Origin of the sequence: Streptococcus mitis, from assembly GCA_001560895.1 — a bacterium.
In the GTDB taxonomy this organism is placed as follows: Bacteria; Bacillota; Bacilli; order Lactobacillales; family Streptococcaceae; genus Streptococcus; species Streptococcus mitis_Q.
This window is the reverse complement of sequence record CP014326.1, coordinates 1-20,692: the sequence shown is the minus strand read 5'-3', so window position 1 is coordinate 20,692 and position 20,692 is coordinate 1. Positions and strand designations below refer to the sequence as shown.

Sequence of the window (20,692 nt, the reverse complement as noted above, 5' to 3'; positions counted from 1 at the left end):
GTTAAATGAAGAAATATGATTTTCAAAAACCGTCGAAAATTCCTTACCTTGAAACAACTAGTATGCCTACCAGAATTCTACTTAGAAAGCGTCGTTTTAAGTACTATCAGTGTCCGAAAATGATGGTGTCTGAAACTTCTATCGTCAAGAAAAATCATCAAATTCCTCGTATTATCAACCAAAAGATTGCTCAGAAGTTGATTGAAAAGACTTCTATGACCGACATTACTCATCAGCTTTCCATTTCCACTTCAACTGTCGAATTTCTAGGCTCAGGCTGAAACAGTGCCCTTCAACTACCCTATTCTAACTCCAAATTAGAAGCGACTAATAATCTCATTAAACTTATCAAGCGAAATGCCTTTGGATTTGGGAACTTTGAAAACTTCAAAAAATGGATTTTCATCGCTCTAAATATCAAAAAAGAAAGGACGAAATGTGTCCTTTCTCGTTCTTAGCTTTTCTTCAACCGACTACAGTTGACAAATGATAAAAATCTGAAATATCTCGCGTCATTAGGTGCGAGATAGATTATTAATTACATAACAAAAAAGAGGTCAAGACCTCCTTTAATTAACTACTCCGCCAGTAGGACTCGAACCTACGACATCATGATTAACAGTCATGCGCTACTACCAACTGAGCTATGGCGGAATAAAGCTAAGCGACTTCCATATCTCACAGGGGGCAACCCCCAACTACTTCCGGCGTTCTAGGGCTTAACTTCTGTGTTCGGCATGGGTACAGGTGTATCTCCTAGGCTATCGTCACTTAACTCTGAGTAATACCTACTCAAAATTGAATATCTATTCAAATCAAGAAAACCTTGCGCTTTCATATTCTCAGTTACTTTGGATAAGTCCTCGAGCTATTAGTATTAGTCCGCTACATGTGTCGCCACACTTCCACTTCTAACCTATCTACCTGATCATCTCTCAGGGCTCTTACTGATATAAAATCATGGGAAATCTCATCTTGAGGTGGGTTTCACACTTAGATGCTTTCAGCGTTTATCCCTTCCCTACATAGCTACCCAGCGATGCCTTTGGCAAGACAACTGGTACACCAGCGGTAAGTCCACTCTGGTCCTCTCGTACTAGGAGCAGATCCTCTCAAATTTCCTACGCCCGCGACGGATAGGGACCGAACTGTCTCACGACGTTCTGAACCCAGCTCGCGTGCCGCTTTAATGGGCGAACAGCCCAACCCTTGGGACCGACTACAGCCCCAGGATGCGACGAGCCGACATCGAGGTGCCAAACCTCCCCGTCGATGTGAACTCTTGGGGGAGATAAGCCTGTTATCCCCAGGGTAGCTTTTATCCGTTGAGCGATGGCCCTTCCATACGGAACCACCGGATCACTAAGCCCGACTTTCGTCCCTGCTCGAGTTGTAGCTCTCGCAGTCAAGCTCCCTTATACCTTTACACTCTGCGAATGATTTCCAACCATTCTGAGGGAACCTTTGGGCGCCTCCGTTACCTTTTAGGAGGCGACCGCCCCAGTCAAACTGCCCGTCAGACACTGTCTCCGATAGGGATCACCTATCCGGGTTAGAGTGGCCATAACACAAGGGTAGTATCCCAACAACGTCTCCTTCGAAACTGGCGTCCCGATCTCATAGACTCCTACCTATCCTGTACATGTGGTACAGACACTCAATATCAAACTGCAGTAAAGCTCCATGGGGTCTTTCCGTCCTGTCGCGGGTAACCTGCATCTTCACAGGTACTAAAATTTCACCGAGTCTCTCGTTGAGACAGTGCCCAAATCATTACGCCTTTCGTGCGGGTCGGAACTTACCCGACAAGGAATTTCGCTACCTTAGGACCGTTATAGTTACGGCCGCCGTTTACTGGGGCTTCAATTCATACCTTCGCTTACGCTAAGCACTCCTCTTAACCTTCCAGCACCGGGCAGGCGTCACCCCCTATACATCATCTTACGATTTAGCAGAGAGCTGTGTTTTTGATAAACAGTTGCTTGGGCCTATTCACTGCGGCTGACGTAAAGTCAGCACCCCTTCTCCCGAAGTTACGGGGTCATTTTGCCGAGTTCCTTAACGAGAGTTCTCTCGCTCACCTGAGGCTACTCGCCTCGACTACCTGTGTCGGTTTGCGGTACGGGTAGAGTATGTTTAAACGCTAGAAGCTTTTCTTGGCAGTGTGACGTCACTAACTTCGCTACTAAACTTCGCTCCCCATCACAGCTCAATGTTACAGATATAAGCATTTGACTCATATCACACCTCACTGCTTAGACAGACACTTCCAATCGTCTGCTTTAGTTAGCCTACTGCGTCCCTCCATCACTACATACTCTAGTACAGGAATATCAACCTGTTGTCCATCGGATACACCTTTCGGTCTCTCCTTAGGTCCCGACTAACCCAGGGCGGACGAGCCTTCCCCTGGAAACCTTAGTCTTACGGTGGACAGGATTCTCACCTGTCTTTCGCTACTCATACCGGCATTCTCACTTCTATGCGTTCCAGCACTCCTCACGGTACACCTTCTTCACACATAGAACGCTCTCCTACCATACCTATAAAGGTATCCACAGCTTCGGTAAATTGTTTTAGCCCCGGTACATTTTCGGCGCAGGGTCACTCGACTAGTGAGCTATTACGCACTCTTTGAATGAATAGCTGCTTCTAAGCTAACATCCTAGTTGTCTGTGCAACCCCACATCCTTTTCCACTTAACAATTATTTTGGGACCTTAGCTGGTGGTCTGGGCTGTTTCCCTTTCGACTACGGATCTTAGCACTCGCAGTCTGACTGCCGACCATAATTCATTGGCATTCGGAGTTTATCTGAGATTGGTAATCCGGGATGGACCCCTCACCCAAACAGTGCTCTACCTCCAAGAATCTTAATGTCGACGCTAGCCCTAAAGCTATTTCGGAGAGAACCAGCTATCTCCAAGTTCGTTTGGAATTTCTCCGCTACCCACAAGTCATCCAAGCACTTTTCAACGTGCCCTGGTTCGGTCCTCCAGTGCGTCTTACCGCACCTTCAACCTGCTCATGGGTAGGTCACATGGTTTCGGGTCTACGTCATGATACTAATTCGCCCTATTCAGACTCGGTTTCCCTACGGCTCCGTCTCTTCAACTTAACCTCGCATCATAACGTAACTCGCCGGTTCATTCTACAAAAGGCACGCTCTCACCCATTAACGGGCTCGAACTTGTTGTAGGCACACGGTTTCAGGTTCTATTTCACTCCCCTCCCGGGGTGCTTTTCACCTTTCCCTCACGGTACTGGTTCACTATCGGTCACTAGGGAGTATTTAGGGTTGGGAGATGGTCCTCCCAGATTCCGACGGGATTTCACGTGTCCCGCCGTACTCAGGATACTGCTAGGTACAAAGACTATTTTAAATACGAGCCTATTACTCTCTTTGGCTGATCTTCCCAAATCATTCTTCTATAATCTTTGAGTCCACATTGCAGTCCTACAACCCCGAAGAGTAAACTCTTCGGTTTGCCCTTCTGCCGTTTCGCTCGCCGCTACTAAGGCAATCGCTTTTGCTTTCTCTTCCTGCAGCTACTTAGATGTTTCAGTTCACTGCGTCTTCCTCCTCATATCCTTAACAGATATGGGTAACAGGTAGTACCTGTTGGGTTCCCCCATTCGGAAATCCCTGGATCATCGCTTACTTACAGCTACCCAAGGCATATCGTCGTTTGTCACGTCCTTCTTCGGCTCCTAGTGCCAAGGCATCCACCGTGCGCCCTTATTAACTTAACCTTATTTTCTGACCTTTCAGTCATAAACTCTTATTAATACTACAGCGTTTTCGGTTTATTTTCTTGTTACTATTTGATATAGATATTCAATTTTCAATGTGCATTACTTGGTGATCTCTCACCAATGGAGCCTAGCGGGATCGAACCGCTGACCTCCTGCGTGCAAAGCAGGCGCTCTCCCAGCTGAGCTAAGGCCCCACAAGACCTCTCAAGACTAAACAAGACCAATGCGCAGTTCCTTATCCTTAGAAAGGAGGTGATCCAGCCGCACCTTCCGATACGGCTACCTTGTTACGACTTCACCCCAATCATCTATCCCACCTTAGGCGGCTGGCTCCTTACGGTTACCTCACCGACTTCGGGTGTTACAAACTCTCGTGGTGTGACGGGCGGTGTGTACAAGGCCCGGGAACGTATTCACCGCGGCGTGCTGATCCGCGATTACTAGCGATTCCGACTTCATGTAGGCGAGTTGCAGCCTACAATCCGAACTGAGACTGGCTTTAAGAGATTAGCTTGCCGTCACCGGCTTGCGACTCGTTGTACCAGCCATTGTAGCACGTGTGTAGCCCAGGTCATAAGGGGCATGATGATTTGACGTCATCCCCACCTTCCTCCGGTTTATTACCGGCAGTCTCGCTAGAGTGCCCAACTAAATGATGGCAACTAACAATAGGGGTTGCGCTCGTTGCGGGACTTAACCCAACATCTCACGACACGAGCTGACGACAACCATGCACCACCTGTCACCTCTGTCCCGAAGGAAAACTCTATCTCTAGAGCGGTCAGAGGGATGTCAAGACCTGGTAAGGTTCTTCGCGTTGCTTCGAATTAAACCACATGCTCCACCGCTTGTGCGGGCCCCCGTCAATTCCTTTGAGTTTCAACCTTGCGGTCGTACTCCCCAGGCGGAGTGCTTAATGCGTTAGCTGCGGCACTAAACCCCGGAAAGGGTCTAACACCTAGCACTCATCGTTTACGGCGTGGACTACCAGGGTATCTAATCCTGTTTGCTCCCCACGCTTTCGAGCCTCAGCGTCAGTTACAAGCCAGAGAGCCGCTTTCGCCACCGGTGTTCCTCCATATATCTACGCATTTCACCGCTACACATGGAATTCCACTCTCCCCTCTTGCACTCAAGTTAAACAGTTTCCAAAGCGTACTATGGTTAAGCCACAGCCTTTAACTTCAGACTTATCTAACCGCCTGCGCTCGCTTTACGCCCAATAAATCCGGACAACGCTCGGGACCTACGTATTACCGCGGCTGCTGGCACGTAGTTAGCCGTCCCTTTCTGGTAAGATACCGTCACAGTGTGAACTTTCCACTCTCACACTCGTTCTTCTCTTACAACAGAGCTTTACGATCCGAAAACCTTCTTCACTCACGCGGCGTTGCTCGGTCAGACTTCCGTCCATTGCCGAAGATTCCCTACTGCTGCCTCCCGTAGGAGTCTGGGCCGTGTCTCAGTCCCAGTGTGGCCGATCACCCTCTCAGGTCGGCTATGTATCGTCGCCTTGGTGAGCCGTTACCCCACCAACTAGCTAATACAACGCAGGTCCATCTGGTAGTGATGCAATTGCACCTTTCAAGCAAATGTCATGCAACATCTACTATTATGCGGTATTAGCTATCGTTTCCAATAGTTATCCCCCGCTACCAGGCAGGTTACCTACGCGTTACTCACCCGTTCGCAACTCATCCAGAAGAGCAAGCTCTCCCTTCAGCGTTCTACTTGCATGTATTAGGCACGCCGCCAGCGTTCGTCCTGAGCCAGGATCAAACTCTCATTAAAAGTTTGAGTTCTCACTCATTTCTGTCACTGACAGATTTATTGTTTTTCATTGTTCAGTACTACAACCTTAGTTGTAGTGCCCTGCACATTGGTTCGTCTTGTTCAGTTTTCAAAGGTCTTTGTCACTCACTTCTCTCAAGTGACAACTATATTAGTATATCACAGTCGCTTTCGCTTGTCAACACTTTTTTGAAACTTTTTTAAGTTTTTTTAAAACTTTTTTTCATCAAGTGTGCCATCTGCAAAATACCATAGTCCGTACGGGATTCGAACCCGTGTTACCGCCGTGAAAAGGCGGTGTCTTAACCCCTTGACCAACGGACCTGAGTTGTTATTTTCAACTCTTACTATTATACAGCCTTTTTATTTTTTGTCAACTACTTTTTTAAACTTTTTTATTTTTTTTGCATAGCTTCCTACCGGGTTCGGATATCAAACTCTTTAAACACAATACGTAGCTCCCTTAACACGCTTTGACGACCTCGGAATCGTTCATGTCTTAAGACGCGTTCTAACTCTTCTTGTTGCTCTTTAGTTTGTTTACTTCTATAACCTCTTAGTGTTTCATGAAAGAGATAGTAATCATCCAGCCAGAGACCGCCCTCACTTATACGATGGCTAATCTCACCTACTTCTTCATATGCTTCTTTATCATATCTTCGCTTCTGGCTTTCTTGCTTACGGAGATAATCTAAAATTCGATTTCGGAACTTGGTTTTGAAATATTTCCTTAAACGAGGTATATCTTCTACCAGTTCTTCTTCTCTACTGATCAATTCATGTAGGCATATCATTCCCTCTTGATCCCAATCCGATAACTCCCATAAATGAAGATAATATTCCTTTCTACACTTATATACAATGCCCTGGACTTCTTCATACAATTTTTTAAGCATTCTATTCCCCTTTCTGTTTACAGTCTAACAAATCAAGAAGCTAATTGGATTCATTTCATCCATTCTGCACCCTTTACCGCCTCAACTGCACAAAAAAGAGAGGTCTTGCCTCTCTTTGGGTTATTTCTCGTCATTCATTTTTGATTTTACTTCATCATAAGATAGTGCATGAGATTCCTCTTCTACTGTTTCAGGCATCTTTCCTATTTCGTAAAGAGATTTAATTTGTGTACTATCCAATGTTTCGTATTTCAATAATGCTTCTGCAATCAACTTGTGAGTTTCACGATTTGACTGAATAATTTCAGCAGCTTTATTTCGTGCTTCATTCAGTAATGAACGAACTTCTTCGTCAATTTCATAAGCTGTTTGTTCTGAAATTGATTTTTGAGGGCTTTGTGCTCCAAACATAGCATGATTTCCCTCATACTGTACTGGACCCAGTTTTTCACTCATACCGTACTCTGTAACCATTGCACGCGCCATTTGTGTCGCTTGTTCAAAGTCGTTTGAAGCTCCTGTAGTTTGGACATTAAAGATAATTTCTTCAGCTACACGTCCACCCATTAAGCCAGCCAACTGCTCTTTCATATCTTCTTTAGATAGAAGCATTTGGTCTTCCTTAGGAAGTGCAATCATATAACCGCCTGCACGGCCGCGTGGTACGATAGTAACTTTATGAACAACACGGGCATTTGACAAAACTAAACCAACAATGGTATGACCTGCCTCATGGTAGGCAACCAATTCACGTTCTTTTTGTGAAACAGTCTTATCTTTCTTAGAAGGACCAGCAATAACTCTATCTTCTGCTTCATCAATATCTGAAGCATCAATTATCGATTTATTGCGACGAGCAGCAACTAAAGCCGCTTCATTCAAGACATTCTCTAAATCTGCTCCAACAAAACCTGGAGTTTGTTGAGCCACTAATTTCAAATCAACATCTTCTGCTAAAGGTTTGTTCTTAGCGTGAACTTTCAAGATTGCTTCGCGACCTTTAACATCCGGACGACCAACCAATACTTTTCTATCAAAACGTCCTGGACGCAAAAGGGCAGGGTCAAGTACATCTGAACGGTTTGTAGCAGCGATGACGATAATTCCTTCATTTCCCTCAAAACCATCCATCTCAATCAAGAGTTGGTTCAAGGTTTGTTCACGTTCGTCATTACCTCCGCCTAGCCCAACTCCACGTTGACGTCCGACAGCATCAATTTCATCGATAAAAATAATAGCTGGTGCTGCTTTTTTGGCATCTTCAAAAAGAGAACGAACACGACTAGCTCCAACTCCGACAAACATTTCTACAAAGTCAGAACCTGAGATACTAAAGAATGGAACACCTGCTTCTCCGGCTACTGCCTTAGCAAGCAAAGTTTTACCTGTTCCTGGAGGTCCCTCCAAAAGAACACCTGCTGGAATACGGGCTCCAAGTTTTGTAAATCGTTTTGGATCTTTTAAGAATTCAACAACTTCAACTAGTTCTTGTTTTTCTTCCTCAGCTCCAGCAACATCTGAAAATCTTACTTTAATATCTTCTTTATTTGCAGCTTTAGCCTTGCTACGTCCAAAACTCATTGGGTTACGGCTATTATTTCCTCCCATATTTCCCATCATGGAGAATAGGAAGAAGAAGAGAATACCGAATGGCACAATGGATACAAGAATATTAATCCACATACCACTTGAACTTTCATGCTTAACAGTTACTTCCGCTTTATGGTCAGAAGCAAGTTTTTGCAATTCTGATACGGTAGTATCTGAAGGAAGAATAATACTTGAAAATTTCTCTACTGTTGTAGCAGAAGGAGAAAAGAACTGGATACCTGTTTCTTCTTTACTTGTTTTAGGATTTTTATAAACACCCGAAACTTCGATAACACTACCATTTGGTTGGTAAGTTAATTCTTTTACATTGTCATCGGTAATTTCTTTTACCAATTCTGTATAATTAATTTGCTCACTTTTCCCTGCAACACTACCTGTGCTAAAATACTGGTAACCTGTAACTAGCAGAAAAATAAGTAATAACCATAGAAAAGGATTTTTAATTAAACCATTATTTTGTTTTTTCATTAAAAATTGTTCCTTCTAATTTGAATACACTTCTTCTTTCAATACTCCAACATAAGGAAGGTTACGATAATTTTCTTTGTAATCTAAACCATAACCTACTACAAACTCATTTGGAATAGTAAAGCAGGTATAGTCTGCCTCAATTTCTACAACACGTCCCTCTGGTTTATCCAACAAGGTAGCAATTTTAACAGAAGAAGCTTCTCTTTCAATAAACATATCTCGTAAATTCTTCAAAGTTTGACCTGTATCGATGATATCTTCTACAAATAAAACATCTCTTCCTTTGATATCTTGAGTCACATCTTGTTTAATATTGATCACACCGCTACTTGCTGTTCCACCATGGTAGCTAGAAACCATCATAAAGTCCATTTCAATATGTGTGTCGATATGTTTGACTAATTCAGCCATAAAAGGAATAGATCCTTTTAAAATCCCGACTAAAATTGGATTTTTTCCTGCATAGTCTTTGGTTAATTGAGCACCTAATTTTTTAGCAGCTTCTGTAATTTCATCGTGTGAAACGAGGATTTTTTTAATATCGTTTTCTAACATTTTTTTACCTATCTATTTTTTCTATATAAAGTACAGTGTTCATTATATCATTTTTCGTGTTTTTACTCAAATTACTGGTCGCAATTCCCAAAATTGAAACAATTTCACCAAATTGCTCAATAATCAGAGCAGATTTTCTCTTTTCCATAGGGATTTTCAAATCAATAAATAGACGTCTGAGTTTTTTTCTATGCCCATTTTGAATCAAAACATCTCCTTGTTTTCGATGACGAATGTGTATGGATGTTTCGCGTGAAACAGGTATTCGCTGAATTGATTCACCTTCTAATGGAAGTCCAAAGGAAAATAAATATCCTTTATAAGATACCTGATTTTGATAGTGTAACATAAGTTCATCTTCCTTTTCATCAGCCTGCGGACTGATTTTACAAATCTGAAACTGTTGGTACTCTTTTATTAATTCATAGCCATTTTTAAGCGGATGACGATACTGGCTTTTAGATTTTAAAATCTGCCGAACTTCATCAAACTGAGCTTTTGTGAGATTCAAATCTGGAAAACGATTCAGATAAGTTTGGAGTAAAACTCTTTGTGTAGACTCAGAATAAGAAAATAACTGCTGTAAATCTTCCACATCAATATTGTTAGATAATTCATCTATGGCTAAGTCATAATCTAAAATTTCATTGCCGATGCTTAAGATTGCATCTCTAAATCGAGGATTTTCTTTTTCTAATTCTGGTAAATAAGAGTTTCGAATACGATTGCGAAAATAATAATTTTCCTTATTTGATGTATCTTCAAAGTGAAAAATTGGTGGAAAGTCTTTTTTATGGAAATGCAAGAAGGGACGAATGATTTCTATCTCTCCGACTACTTGCTTCTCCTTAATTCCTGATAGATAGCGCAAACGAGTGCCTCGAATCAAACGCATCAAAATCGTTTCCACCTGGTCATCCGCATGGTGGGCAGTGACTAAGGCTGTCGCACCTGTCTTTTTCATGACCTCTTGAAAAAAATCATAACGAAAATTTCGAGCACGCACTTCTGAAAATTCTCCTGAAAAATTGCTGACATAAATAGGAAGTCCAGCTTCAACAGCTAACTTCCTTAATTCCTTTTCTTCCCAATCTGATTCTACTCTCTGCTTATGATTCACATGAGCTAAAATCAATTCAATTTCTAACTCTTTTTTATAAGTAGACAATACCTTAAATAGAAACATAGAATCTAATCCACCAGAAAGAGCTAGCACCACTTTAGCATGCTTTTTGAAATATCCCTTCCTGAGAAAATGATTTAAAAAATCTTGTTCCCTCATTTTAGAACCTCATAAACATCCTTGGCTATCTGAGAAATCGTATCATAATCGGAATCCTTAGTGAAAATAGAAAGAATGAATGGAGAATCTGCATAGACAACACCCGTATCATGCTTAAATTCGTCCGCATCTCCAATTTTATGAGCTACCTTCACAGAAACACCTTTGGTAATTCGCTGATTATCAAAATCTGTTTTAGTCAAAGACTCTAGCACAAATCCATTTTGATTATAAATAGCTTCCATGACCTTCCCAGCCATTTTAGAAGAAATTAATTTTTCTTTTGAATCCCAATCATCTCCCATAATGGCAGACATCTTGGACTTAAATGTTGCATCTGATTGGTTTGAAAGGTAATATCCTAATATGTTATGAGCTACATTATCCGATTCTTTTGATACTTTCGTAATTAAATCTTTTAGAGAATATTCTTTATTATCCTCTTTTTTAGGAAGACTGCCACTTCCCTCTGGTTTATAAGAACCTGGAAAATCATTGACTACAGATACGTATTTTACAGTCGTATCTAACTGATAAAGACCCTCATTTATTTTTTCTTGCGCATAATAGAGATAAGGTAGTTTCAAAACACTAGCTGCATACATCTTTTCATCTTGATTGATACCAGCTTCTTTTCCAGTAGTCAGTTGCTTAACATAAATAGAGAAAGAATCTTTCTGATATTTTTCTGATAACATTTCTTGGACTTTACTCATCCGATTATCTTCTTCAGAAGTTGATTCCTTATCTACCCATCCAACCTGATCAATATGTAGAAATTCTCTTCCTTCTACAAACATGGTATTGTCGATTGATACCTGCGAATAAGCTGATAAGGATGATTTAACTTCTTTTAAATCATAAGGACTATTGTACAGTTTAAAATCAGATTCTAACCATACTTTTTTTATTATTGGAGTTACCTCTGACTGATCATATAAAAATCGTTTGTCTGCAGCTATAAATTGATGGTTGGATAACTTAAATACCGGAATCCCTTGTTTATTTAAACGCCACTCGGTTATTTGGAAACTTATTTTTGGACTTAATTTTCCAGATTCAACAACTAAATCTTCATTCGCATAGACAGGAACTTCTCCATAAACCATAGGAGAAGTTAGCTTTTCTCTAAAATAAATACCAAAGTCAGATTGTGAAAGGTAATAAATTTCTTTCGAAGTATATACTACTTCTTTTTCTGTGCTAACAACTTTTGAAATGGTCAAAAAACTTGGTAGCAACAAAATAATTAAGAATTTACGCATTCTTCCTTTCCTTTTCTTCTTGTAAACGCAATAATTGATTTTTATCAGCTAGCTCTTCCAGTTTTTCATCTGATAAACTCAAAAATTGCTCTATTACATCTAATAAATTTTCCATTTTATCACCTTTGAAGCAAGTCAGGAATCGTATAAACAGCTTCCCGATTCTTAGAATAATAGTACTTCGCTCGTGTATATTTGGCAGCATAATCCTCGTCTTTCAACTTGGTAGCAAATGCTGTCTCCTTATCCTTTTCATCACTCAAAGTTTGATACTGAGTTTGCAAGTCTGCTAATTGCTGACGTCTTTGGAGTAATTGCTGATAGCTCTGCGCTAAATTAAAAGTTGGCAAAATAAATAACAGCATAATCAAAATCAATACCCACCCCATAAAACGATTCCGTTTTTGTCGTTCTTTCATCAGGTAGCGACGACGTTGGTATTCATTTTGGATAAAAGAATTGTTTAATTGTACAATATTCTTAGACATTTTCTTCTACCCGTGTTTCACTGATAATTTCATACATGCCTGCTGCATCTTCTTTTTTTGTACTATCTTTCATCTCTAGTACTTTTACAAGTAGCAACTTATTGCCAAAGCGAATTTCAACTTGGTCATTAACTTTCAAATCCGTTGAACTTTTGGCCAAGATCCCATTCACCTTGATTCTGCCTTTATCTGCTACTTCCTTTGCTACTGTACGACGCTTGATAATTCGTGATACTTTTAAATATTTGTCTAATCTCATCTTTATTACCTCAACTTATTATTGTACCATTTTTATCTATTTTATAGAAGAAAAATATCAAATGGCATTTTCTTCCTTCGACTCTTTTATCTCTAATAAACTTTCTCCAAAAATTATCAGACCTTCTAAAATTTCATAATCTTTCTTATTTCGGACATCAAATACAAGCTCCATTGCTCCTTCATTATCAGCTATGGCTGCTTTTAAGTTAGTTGCGGATAAAGCTTTAAAATAATCTTGAGCTAAAAACAGTCGTTGGGTGAATTTTTCAAATTGAACTGTAATCTTATTTTCTTTTCTTTCCACACGTTGAACAAAGACCTTGTCCAAATATGACTTGATCAAACCAATCTCTAAAAGATAGGCTACTACATCTGGGTATTCTCCAAAGCGGTCCATCAACTCTTCTTGTAACTCTTCATAATTGACACGGTTGTCAATTTGACGAATTTTCTTGTAAATTTCAATCTTATGTCGTTGATCAGAAATATAAGTATCAGGAAGATAGGCATCAATTTGCAAAATCAACTCAGCATTCCCTTTGGTTCTTGTGTTAGCATTACCGTTTCGTTTAGCAATAGCTTCCTCCAATAACTGCGAATACAGTTCAAAACCAACAGAATCAATGAAACCAGACTGAGATTTTCCTAGGAGATTTCCTGCTCCACGAATCGAAAGATCTCGCATCGCAATCTTAAATCCTGAGCCCAATTCTGTAAATCCTTTGATTGCTTCTAATCTCTTTTCAGAGACTTCACTAATTGATTTTTCTGGACGATACATGAGATAAGCATAAGCAATACGATTACTACGTCCAACTCTTCCTCTTAACTGATACAAGGTTGACAGGCCCATATGGTCCGCATTTTCAATAAACAAGGTATTGGCATTTGGAATGTCCACCCCTGTCTCAATAATAGTAGTCGTCACTAAAATATCGTATTGTCCCTCAATAAAGTCTAATAGAGTATTTTCCAACTGGATTTCACTCATTTGTCCGTGAACATACCCAATCGAAGCCTCTGGAATTAACTCCTGTAATTCTGAGACCTTCTGGTCAATCGTGTCAACTTTATTGTAAAGATAGTAAACTTGACCTCCACGCTCCATTTCACGCAAAACAGCATCACGAATGACACTATCATTTTTTTCCAAAACATAGGTCTGAACAGGATAGCGATTAGTCGGCGGAGTTTCAATAACAGACAAATCTCTGATTCCCAACATAGACATATGGAGGGTACGAGGGATTGGCGTAGCTGTCAAAGTTAGAACATCCACTTGTTTCTTCAATTCTTTCAAAGTTTCCTTATGCTTGACACCAAATCGCTGTTCCTCATCAATAATCATCAAGCCCAAATCAGCAAACACAACATCTTTTGACAAAACACGATGTGTTCCAATCAAAATATCAACTTGACCGTTTTTCAATTTTTCAAGTGTTTCAGTCTGCTCTTTTTTACTTCTAAAGCGACTCAACACATCAATATTAACTGCAAAATTTTGGAATCGTTCCTTAAAATTCGTATAGTGCTGTTGCGCTAAAACCGTCGTCGGAACTAGAACGACAACTTGTTTGTGATCATTGACTGCCTTAAAGGCTGCACGCATAGCAACTTCAGTCTTTCCAAAACCAACATCCCCAACTAAAAGTCGATCCATTGGTTGAGAAGCCTGCATATCTCTCTTGATTTCCTCAACACTACGAAGTTGATCATCCGTTTCAACATAAGGAAAGGCATCATCAAAAGCGTGTTGATCCTCATCATCAGCTGAGAAAGCAAAACCCTTCAACTGGCTGCGTTCAGAATAAAGTTTAATTAAATCGTCAGCTATATCCTCTACCTGGTTCTTAACTTTTTGCTTTGCTTTTTTGAAATGACCATCATTTAATTTATTTAGTTTAGGTGCTTTCCCATCACTTGAAACATATTTGGACAGCAGATGAATCTGTTCTACTGGGATGGAAATTTGATCCCCATTTTGATACTGGACACTGACATAATCGCGATGAATTCCCTTGATTTCAATGGTTTCAATTCCTAGATATTGGCCAATCCCATGAATATGGTGAACAACGTAATCTCCTTTTTCAAGTTCATTGTAATCTTTTAATCTCTCTGCGTTTGAAACATGTTGTCTTCGAAAACGACGTTTCAATTTCTTTTGAAAAATCTCATGTTCAGTTATCAATAAAATCTTTTCATCTACAAAATGAAAACCATGTCTGAGATTCCCCTCGATTAAGTTTACAGATTCTTTACAGATACTTGACTTATTTCTAGAATCCAATTTGATCTGGTATTCCTCTAAAACATCCTCCAATGTTTTACTTCCCATTGAATTGCTAGACTGCAAAACAATGGTGTAGTCCATTTTTTTGTATCGCTCAATTTCTTCTTTAAGAAAAGAAAATTGATTGAAAAATTCTTGCATAGGGTATTGATTAAATTGATAAATTTTGTCAAACTTGAGATTTCCTAAACCCTTTTGCAGATTAGAAAAAAAGGTCACTGGGCTTTGTTTTTTATAGATTTTCTCAGTGTCTGCAAAATACTTCATATCAGAAAATGATTTACTATTCTGTAACTCTTCTGTAAAGTATTGCGCTAATTCTCTTTCAAAGACTTCATACTGATTCATCAATTTTTGATAATCATCAAAGAATATTGGTATGTCTTTTTCAATATAATCAAAGACAGTCCATGTCTTTTCATAGCACAAGGATAAAAACTTCCGAGAATCTGCATGACTTTGTTTTTGGTGAAAACTTGAAAGAATTTCTTCTAGATAGGATTTCAGAATCGGTGATAGAGTCTTCAAAATTTGTTTTTCTAAAGTCAACTTACCTCGTTGATAATCTTCTTCTCTTATAAGAATATCGCTAGCTGGAAAGATAATGAGTTCTGACTGATTTTCTTTCGATAATTGTGTCTCGACTTCAAAAGTACGAATGCCATCAACTTCATCACCAAAAAACTCGATTCGGTAAGGTTCTAACTGAGATATTTCAAAAATATCTAAAATATCTCCTCGAAGACTAAATTCTCCTTGAGTTTGTACTTGTGTAACCTTTCGATAACCAATTTCCTTTAGCTGATGGATAAGCACATGTTGATCATATTCTTCACCAACTGCAATTTTTATAATACTTTCTTTAAATACAGTTGAAGAGGGTAAAATCAACCGACTTGCTGCAATATTACAAACTAAGATCCCTTTCTTAGACGGATCACTCAAAAAACGCAATGCTTCAACCCGTGAGATAATTTTTTCTTGTGAAGACATTAAAAACTCGACCATAGGGGAATCATCTACTAAAAATGGATAGACAAATTCCTCACCCAAGATAGAAATAAGATCACTAATAAGCCCTTCCGCTTCTCCATAAGTTGATGTCAATAAAACAATCTTATCTTCTTTTTCTAAACTGCTTGCAATTGCAAGAGCCTTAGTAGACATTGATAAACCTAGTATTAGTTGTCTTTTCTTATTTGTTAAACTTTGATGCCATTTTTTAATCTGATCATTTTCTGAGAATAAATCTAATAAGGTCACCATTTATCCGTTATACCTCTGCATTGTTTTCTCAAAATTTTTCTCTTGTAAATAATAATTTACAGATTCGTCAACCTTGTCAATAGACTGTAAAATACCGATATAATCATCCTTGTCAAACTTACTTAAAACATGATTAACAACTGACATGCCGTTTTGGGGTCTTCCAATTCCAATCTTAACACGATTAAAGACCTGGGTTCCAATATGTTGAATAATAGACTTGATACCATTATGACCACCTGCTGATCCTTTTGCTCTTAAACGAATTTTCCCAACTTCCATGTCAAGATCGTCGTAAATGATGAGTAAATCTTCAATATCCAAACCATAGTAAGTCAATAAAGCATGAATCGCTTTTCCACTTTCATTCATAAAGGTCGTTGGTTTAACAAGATAAATTTTTTCTCCATTAAGAAAAAAAGATGCTAGATCAGCTTGAAATATCTTATCGTGTGTAAAAGTGACATTCTGTTTCTTCGCTAGTTGGTCAATCAACATAAAACCAACATTATGTTTTGTTTCAAAATATTTATCACCTGGATTTCCCAAGCCTACAAGTAATTTGGTCATTTATTTTTCCTTTCAAAAGCCAAAAGGGCTGGAATTTTTTTCCAACCTAATTGACACTATTCATTAAATTTTTTAGACATTAAAGCGGAATTCCATGATATCGCCGTCTTGGACGATATATTCTTTTCCTTCTTCACGCAAACGTCCAGCTTCTTTTACTGCCTTTTCAGATCCGTATTTTACTAGATCCTCATATGACATGGTCACTGCACGGATAAAGCCTTTTTCAAAGTCTGAGTGAATAATACCAGCTGCTTGAGGAGCCTTCATACCACGTTTGAAGGTCCAAGCGCGAACTTCTTTTTCACCAGCTGTGAAGTAAGTTCCAAGTCCAAGTAAGTGGTAAGCTGCACGAGTCAACTTGTCAACACCTGATTCTGTCAATCCAAGTGCTTCAAGAAATTCTTGCTTGTCTTCATCGTCTAACTCAGAAATTTCTTCCTCAGCACGCGCAGAAATAACGACTACTTCAGCATTTTCTGTCGCTGCAAATTCACGAATTTGTTTGACATAGTCGATAGAATCTGGATCTGAAACTACATCCTCATCTACATTCGCTACATAAAGAACTGGTTTAGTTGTCAAAAGGAAGAGACCTTTGACAACCTTTTGTTCTTCATCTGTAAATTCGATTGTACGAGCTGATTTCCCATCTTCAAGAACTGGTTTAATCTTTTGAAGAACATTGAATTCTGCTACTGATTCTTTATCTTTTTGCGTACGTGCCATCTTTTCTACACGCGCATAGCGCTTATTAACTGATTCTAAGTCAGCAAGAATCAACTCTAGATTAATGGTATCAATATCTGCAAGTGGATCCACAAAGGCATCTTCACGTCCTTGCTCGCGCATCACATTTTCATCATCAAAAGCACGAACTACATGAACAATCGCGTCTACTTCACGAATATTGGCCAAGAATTTATTTCCTAGCCCTTCTCCTTTTGAAGCTCCTTTTACAATCCCTGCAATATCTGTAAATTCAAATGTTGTTGGCACTGTCTTTTTAGGAGTAATCATTTCAGTCAATTTTTGTAGGCGTTCATCTGGAACTTCCACCATTCCAACGTTTGGATCAATAGTCGCAAATGGGTAGTTTGCTGCCTCTGCTCCTGCTTTTGTAATTGCATTAAATAGTGTTGATTTACCAACATTTGGCAAACCAACGATACCTGCTGTTAAAGCCATATTTTTTCATTCTCCGTTTTCATTTCAATCCCTAATATTATAACACAAAAAGGGAAAACTTGCTAACCCTCTAACTAAGGCTTCTTAGTCAATAATTTTATTCATTTTTCGATCAAAATCATAGCGCCCCATCATGACAACATGGTCACAATTACTACATTTGATTTTGATATCTGCTCCTACACGTGTAATTTCCCAACGATTAGCCTTTTTACCAGTCGACTTGATGATACAAGCGTGTGGTTTTTTCATTTCAACAAAATTTCCAACTTGATACATACTACTCTCCTTTTCTTTTTCGATTATATCATAAAAGAGGCGAGCTAGGCTCAACCTCTTTCACTTAATTTGTACGGACTGGTGTAATGAGCTGCATGAAGTCCTCGTCAGTATCTGCTGGTACAAGAGTAAATGGACGAACAGCTGAGATAAAGCTAATGGTCACCTTTTCGCTATTTAAAGCTTTAAGGGAATCAATCAAGTAAGTTGGGTTGAAACTAATAGTCAAATCATCACCAGTCACCTGATCAGTATCGATTTCCTCGTTTACTTTACCAACTTCTGGAGAGTGAACATGGGCTCTAACAACTCCACCTTTAATTTCAAGCTTCACAGTACCATTTTGAGTCGCACTTGATAAAAGGCGAGCGCGTTCCATTGACTGACGTAAGTTTACCACATCAAAAGTAATTGTAGTGTTAAAGTCTGTTGGAATCAAACGATCTGTATCAGGATAGTTACCTTCTAACAAACGAGTATAGAAGCTAATATTTTCGCTTCTAAAGAGGATTTGATTGTTAGCAAAGAAAATCTCTACAGTTTCAATATCATCTGTAAATACCGCTGAAAATTCGCGTAGAGAACGACTCGGAATTACAACATCAAAATCATCACTATTTTTTTCAAGAGTCAATTTTTTCTGACTTAAACGATGAGAGTCTGTTGCAACTGTTTTTAATTCTTTGTGGTTGCTCAAGACAAAATGAACACCTGTCAAAATTGGACGACTTTCTTGTGTACTTGCAGCAAAAGCTGTTTCATTGATAATTTTCTTGAGTAATTTTGTTTCAAGAACCAAAGGAGTGCTTGCTGAAATTTCTTGGATTCGTGGATATTGCTCGCTATCTTTTCCTTTTAGAGTAATTTCTGATTTGCCACTTGTTAAAACAATTTGATTTTGTTCAATTTCTTTAAAATCAAGAGTCACATCAGGTAGACTAGATACCACATTGATGAAGAAAGAGGCTTCAAGAAGGATCGAACCTAAAGAAGTAATTAACAAACCAGCATCTTCATTTTTTTGAGAAATAAAATTTTCAATTGAAATTTGACCATTTGAACCAATTAAAGTAACACCTTCATTAGTCACGTCAATTTTTACGGTTGATAAGATAGGAATGGCATTTTTAGAACTAATAGCTCTCTTAGTTGTATTCAATGCTTGTAGAAATAAATTTTTATTAATTGAAAAATGAATCATGGATTCTCCTTTATTTATTTTTAGTATTAGAAAGATAATAGTAATAATAGAGTCTGTGAAATCTGTGGAAAACAGACTTGAAGTAAGTCATATCAAGTTTTTGGGCTTGTTTAAAAAATGTGGATAAAAAAGATAAAAAAGCGAAAGTTATCCACAAGTTATTTTATTTTCTTTTTGATTGATTCAATTTCTAAACGTAAATTATCGTCTTCATCAATCAAAGATTTAATTTTTGCATGGGCATGAATGACTGTTGTATGATCTTTTCCACCAAATTCCTTCCCAATTTTTGGAAGACTATTATCAGTTAGTTCTCTAGATAAATACATGGCTACTTGACGGGCCAAAACAATATTTTGAAGGCGTCTGCTTCCCTTCATTTCTTTGACACTAACACCATAAAAGTTACCAACTTCATTTTGGATTTTGTCAATTGGGATGACGAGCATTTGGCTAACATCTTGTTTGCGAGCTCTAATAGCTTCTGCAGCAATATCAATAGTGATATCCTTGATTTTTTTTACTCTGGCAATTAAAGTGATGTCGTTGATGGCTCCCTCAAGATCTCGAACATTTGAATCAAATTGCCCAGCTAGATATTCTAGAGTATCACTTTGAAAATTGTAGCCTAAATGTTCTGTTTTACTTTGTAAAATAGCAATACGTGTTTCAAAGTCAGGGGGGGTGATAGTTTGTGTCAATCCCCAACTAAAGCGCGTGACAAGCCTCTCCTCGAGCCCTTCTAGATGTTTTGGACTTCGATCACTCGTTAGGACAATCTGTTTTTGCTTGTCATGAAGGGCGTTAAAGGTATTGAAAAATTCTTCCTGAGTTGCGACTTTTTTTCCGCTGAGTGACTGGATATCATCGATTAACAAAAGATCAAGACTACGATAGGTCTTTTTAAACTTTTCCATTTCCCCAAGCCTTAGGTGATCCAGAAAGTCATTAATAAAGCTTTCAGCAGGGATATATTTGACACGCGCATTCGGAATATTTTTTAGAATTTCATTTCCAATAGCGTTTAATAAGTGAGTCTTACCAAGTCCCGGTCCTCCATAGATAAAAAGAGGGTTATAGGTCAGAGCCAAATCTTCAGAGACAGCTAAAGCAGCTGATACAGCCCAAACATTTCCATCCCCTTGGATAAAATTATCAAAGGTATACTTCTCTTTTAATCCAGTATCCGAATAAGGAATAGATGATAACTTTGGACTATAGTCATATAAAGTTGAATTTGTAGCTTCTTCAACTTGTGAGATAGTCGTATCTTGAGGTTTTGTGAAAATATAGTGGGGAGTTATTTCAGCATCATAAATCTCAAAACCAGCTACTACAATGATATCTTTTAGTTGTTTTTCCCAGACCATTTCCATTTCAGATCGTGGTAAAAATATAGTAGCAACATTTTCTTCTACCTTGATGAGTTCAGCTTGAATAGCATAGAAATCATACATGGATCGAGTTAGTCTTTCTTGCGCAAATTCTAAGATACGATTCCAAAATTGTTTTTCTTTCAA

15 protein-coding genes, 3 tRNA genes and 3 rRNA genes are annotated in these 20,692 nt (G+C 38.8%); 1 reads left to right on the top strand and 20 read right to left on the bottom strand.

Going from position 1 to position 20,692, the window contains the following annotated elements:
* Positions 1-5 precede the first annotated feature (5 nt).
* Positions 6-281, top strand: coding sequence for a hypothetical protein (locus AXK38_00105; protein AMH87803.1), 276 nt, complete (start codon positions 6-8; stop codon positions 279-281).
* A 299-nt stretch (positions 282-580) separates the two neighbouring features.
* Here AXK38_00105 and AXK38_00100 read toward each other — a convergent pair.
* The 20 genes from AXK38_00100 to AXK38_00005 form a co-directional block, all read right to left on the bottom strand.
* Positions 581-654 (bottom strand) — tRNA-Asn (locus AXK38_00100).
* 5 nt (positions 655-659) lie between these two features.
* Positions 660-775 (bottom strand): 5S ribosomal RNA (rrf, locus tag AXK38_00095).
* 75 nt (positions 776-850) lie between these two features.
* Positions 851-3,753, bottom strand: a 23S ribosomal RNA gene (locus tag AXK38_00090).
* 123 nt (positions 3,754-3,876) lie between these two features.
* Positions 3,877-3,949: transfer RNA gene (locus AXK38_00085), tRNA-Ala, on the bottom strand.
* A gap of 44 nt (positions 3,950-3,993) precedes the next feature.
* A 16S ribosomal RNA gene (locus tag AXK38_00080) occupies positions 3,994-5,547 on the bottom strand.
* The 16S, 23S and 5S rRNA genes sit together here with 3 tRNA genes alongside, the layout of an rRNA operon.
* A 251-nt stretch (positions 5,548-5,798) precedes the next feature.
* Positions 5,799-5,870 (bottom strand) — tRNA-Glu (locus AXK38_00075).
* Between the two features lie 92 nt (positions 5,871-5,962).
* Positions 5,963-6,442: a transcriptional regulator gene (locus AXK38_00070; protein ID AMH87802.1), complete on the bottom strand. Its 480-nt coding sequence runs from the start codon at positions 6,440-6,442 to the stop codon at positions 5,963-5,965.
* A gap of 120 nt (positions 6,443-6,562) precedes the next feature.
* Positions 6,563-8,521: a cell division protein FtsH gene (locus AXK38_00065; GenBank protein AMH87801.1), complete on the bottom strand. Its 1,959-nt coding sequence runs from the start codon at positions 8,519-8,521 to the stop codon at positions 6,563-6,565.
* A gap of 15 nt (positions 8,522-8,536) precedes the next feature.
* Positions 8,537-9,079: a hypoxanthine phosphoribosyltransferase gene (locus AXK38_00060; GenBank protein AMH87800.1), complete on the bottom strand. Its 543-nt coding sequence runs from the start codon at positions 9,077-9,079 to the stop codon at positions 8,537-8,539.
* Between the two features lie 4 nt (positions 9,080-9,083).
* Complete coding sequence (locus tag AXK38_00055; GenBank protein ID AMH87799.1) at positions 9,084-10,361, bottom strand: tRNA(Ile)-lysidine synthetase; 1,278 nt, start codon at positions 10,359-10,361, stop codon at positions 9,084-9,086.
* The gene (locus AXK38_00050; protein ID AMH87798.1) at positions 10,358-11,626 is read right to left on the bottom strand and encodes a serine hydrolase; all 1,269 of its coding nucleotides are present in this window, start codon (positions 11,624-11,626) and stop codon (positions 10,358-10,360) included. The genes AXK38_00055 and AXK38_00050 overlap by 4 nt, the downstream gene beginning before the upstream one ends.
* On the bottom strand, positions 11,619-11,741 hold the full coding sequence (locus AXK38_00045) for a hypothetical protein (protein ID AMH87797.1): 123 nt from the start codon (positions 11,739-11,741) through the stop codon (positions 11,619-11,621). The genes AXK38_00050 and AXK38_00045 overlap by 8 nt, the downstream gene beginning before the upstream one ends.
* A 4-nt stretch (positions 11,742-11,745) precedes the next feature.
* Positions 11,746-12,114 (bottom strand): septum formation initiation protein, encoded by a 369-nt coding sequence (locus AXK38_00040; protein AMH87796.1) that lies wholly within the window; start codon positions 12,112-12,114, stop codon positions 11,746-11,748.
* Entirely contained in the window at positions 12,107-12,373 is a 267-nt protein-coding gene (locus AXK38_00035; protein ID AMH87795.1) for a hypothetical protein, read from the bottom strand. Before AXK38_00035 ends, AXK38_00040 begins: the two co-directional genes overlap by 8 nt.
* A 57-nt stretch (positions 12,374-12,430) precedes the next feature.
* A complete protein-coding gene (locus AXK38_00030; protein ID AMH87794.1) occupies positions 12,431-15,934 on the bottom strand; it encodes a transcription-repair coupling factor in 3,504 nt (1,167 codons plus the stop codon).
* Positions 15,935-16,504 carry a peptidyl-tRNA hydrolase gene (locus tag AXK38_00025; GenBank protein AMH87793.1) on the bottom strand — a complete coding sequence of 190 codons (570 nt, stop codon included), beginning with the start codon at positions 16,502-16,504 and terminating at the stop codon, positions 15,935-15,937.
* Positions 16,505-16,576: 72 nt separating this feature from the next.
* Positions 16,577-17,692, bottom strand: a complete 1,116-nt coding sequence (locus AXK38_00020) for a GTP-binding protein (GenBank protein AMH87792.1) — start codon at positions 17,690-17,692, stop codon at positions 16,577-16,579.
* Positions 17,693-17,776: 84 nt separating this feature from the next.
* Positions 17,777-17,971 carry a hypothetical protein gene (locus tag AXK38_00015; GenBank protein ID AMH87791.1) on the bottom strand — a complete coding sequence of 65 codons (195 nt, stop codon included), beginning with the start codon at positions 17,969-17,971 and terminating at the stop codon, positions 17,777-17,779.
* A 64-nt stretch (positions 17,972-18,035) separates the two neighbouring features.
* A complete protein-coding gene (locus tag AXK38_00010) occupies positions 18,036-19,172 on the bottom strand; it encodes a DNA polymerase III subunit beta (GenBank protein AMH87790.1) in 1,137 nt (378 codons plus the stop codon).
* 158 nt (positions 19,173-19,330) lie between these two features.
* On the bottom strand, positions 19,331-20,692 hold the full coding sequence (locus AXK38_00005; protein ID AMH87789.1) for a chromosomal replication initiation protein DnaA: 1,362 nt from the start codon (positions 20,690-20,692) through the stop codon (positions 19,331-19,333).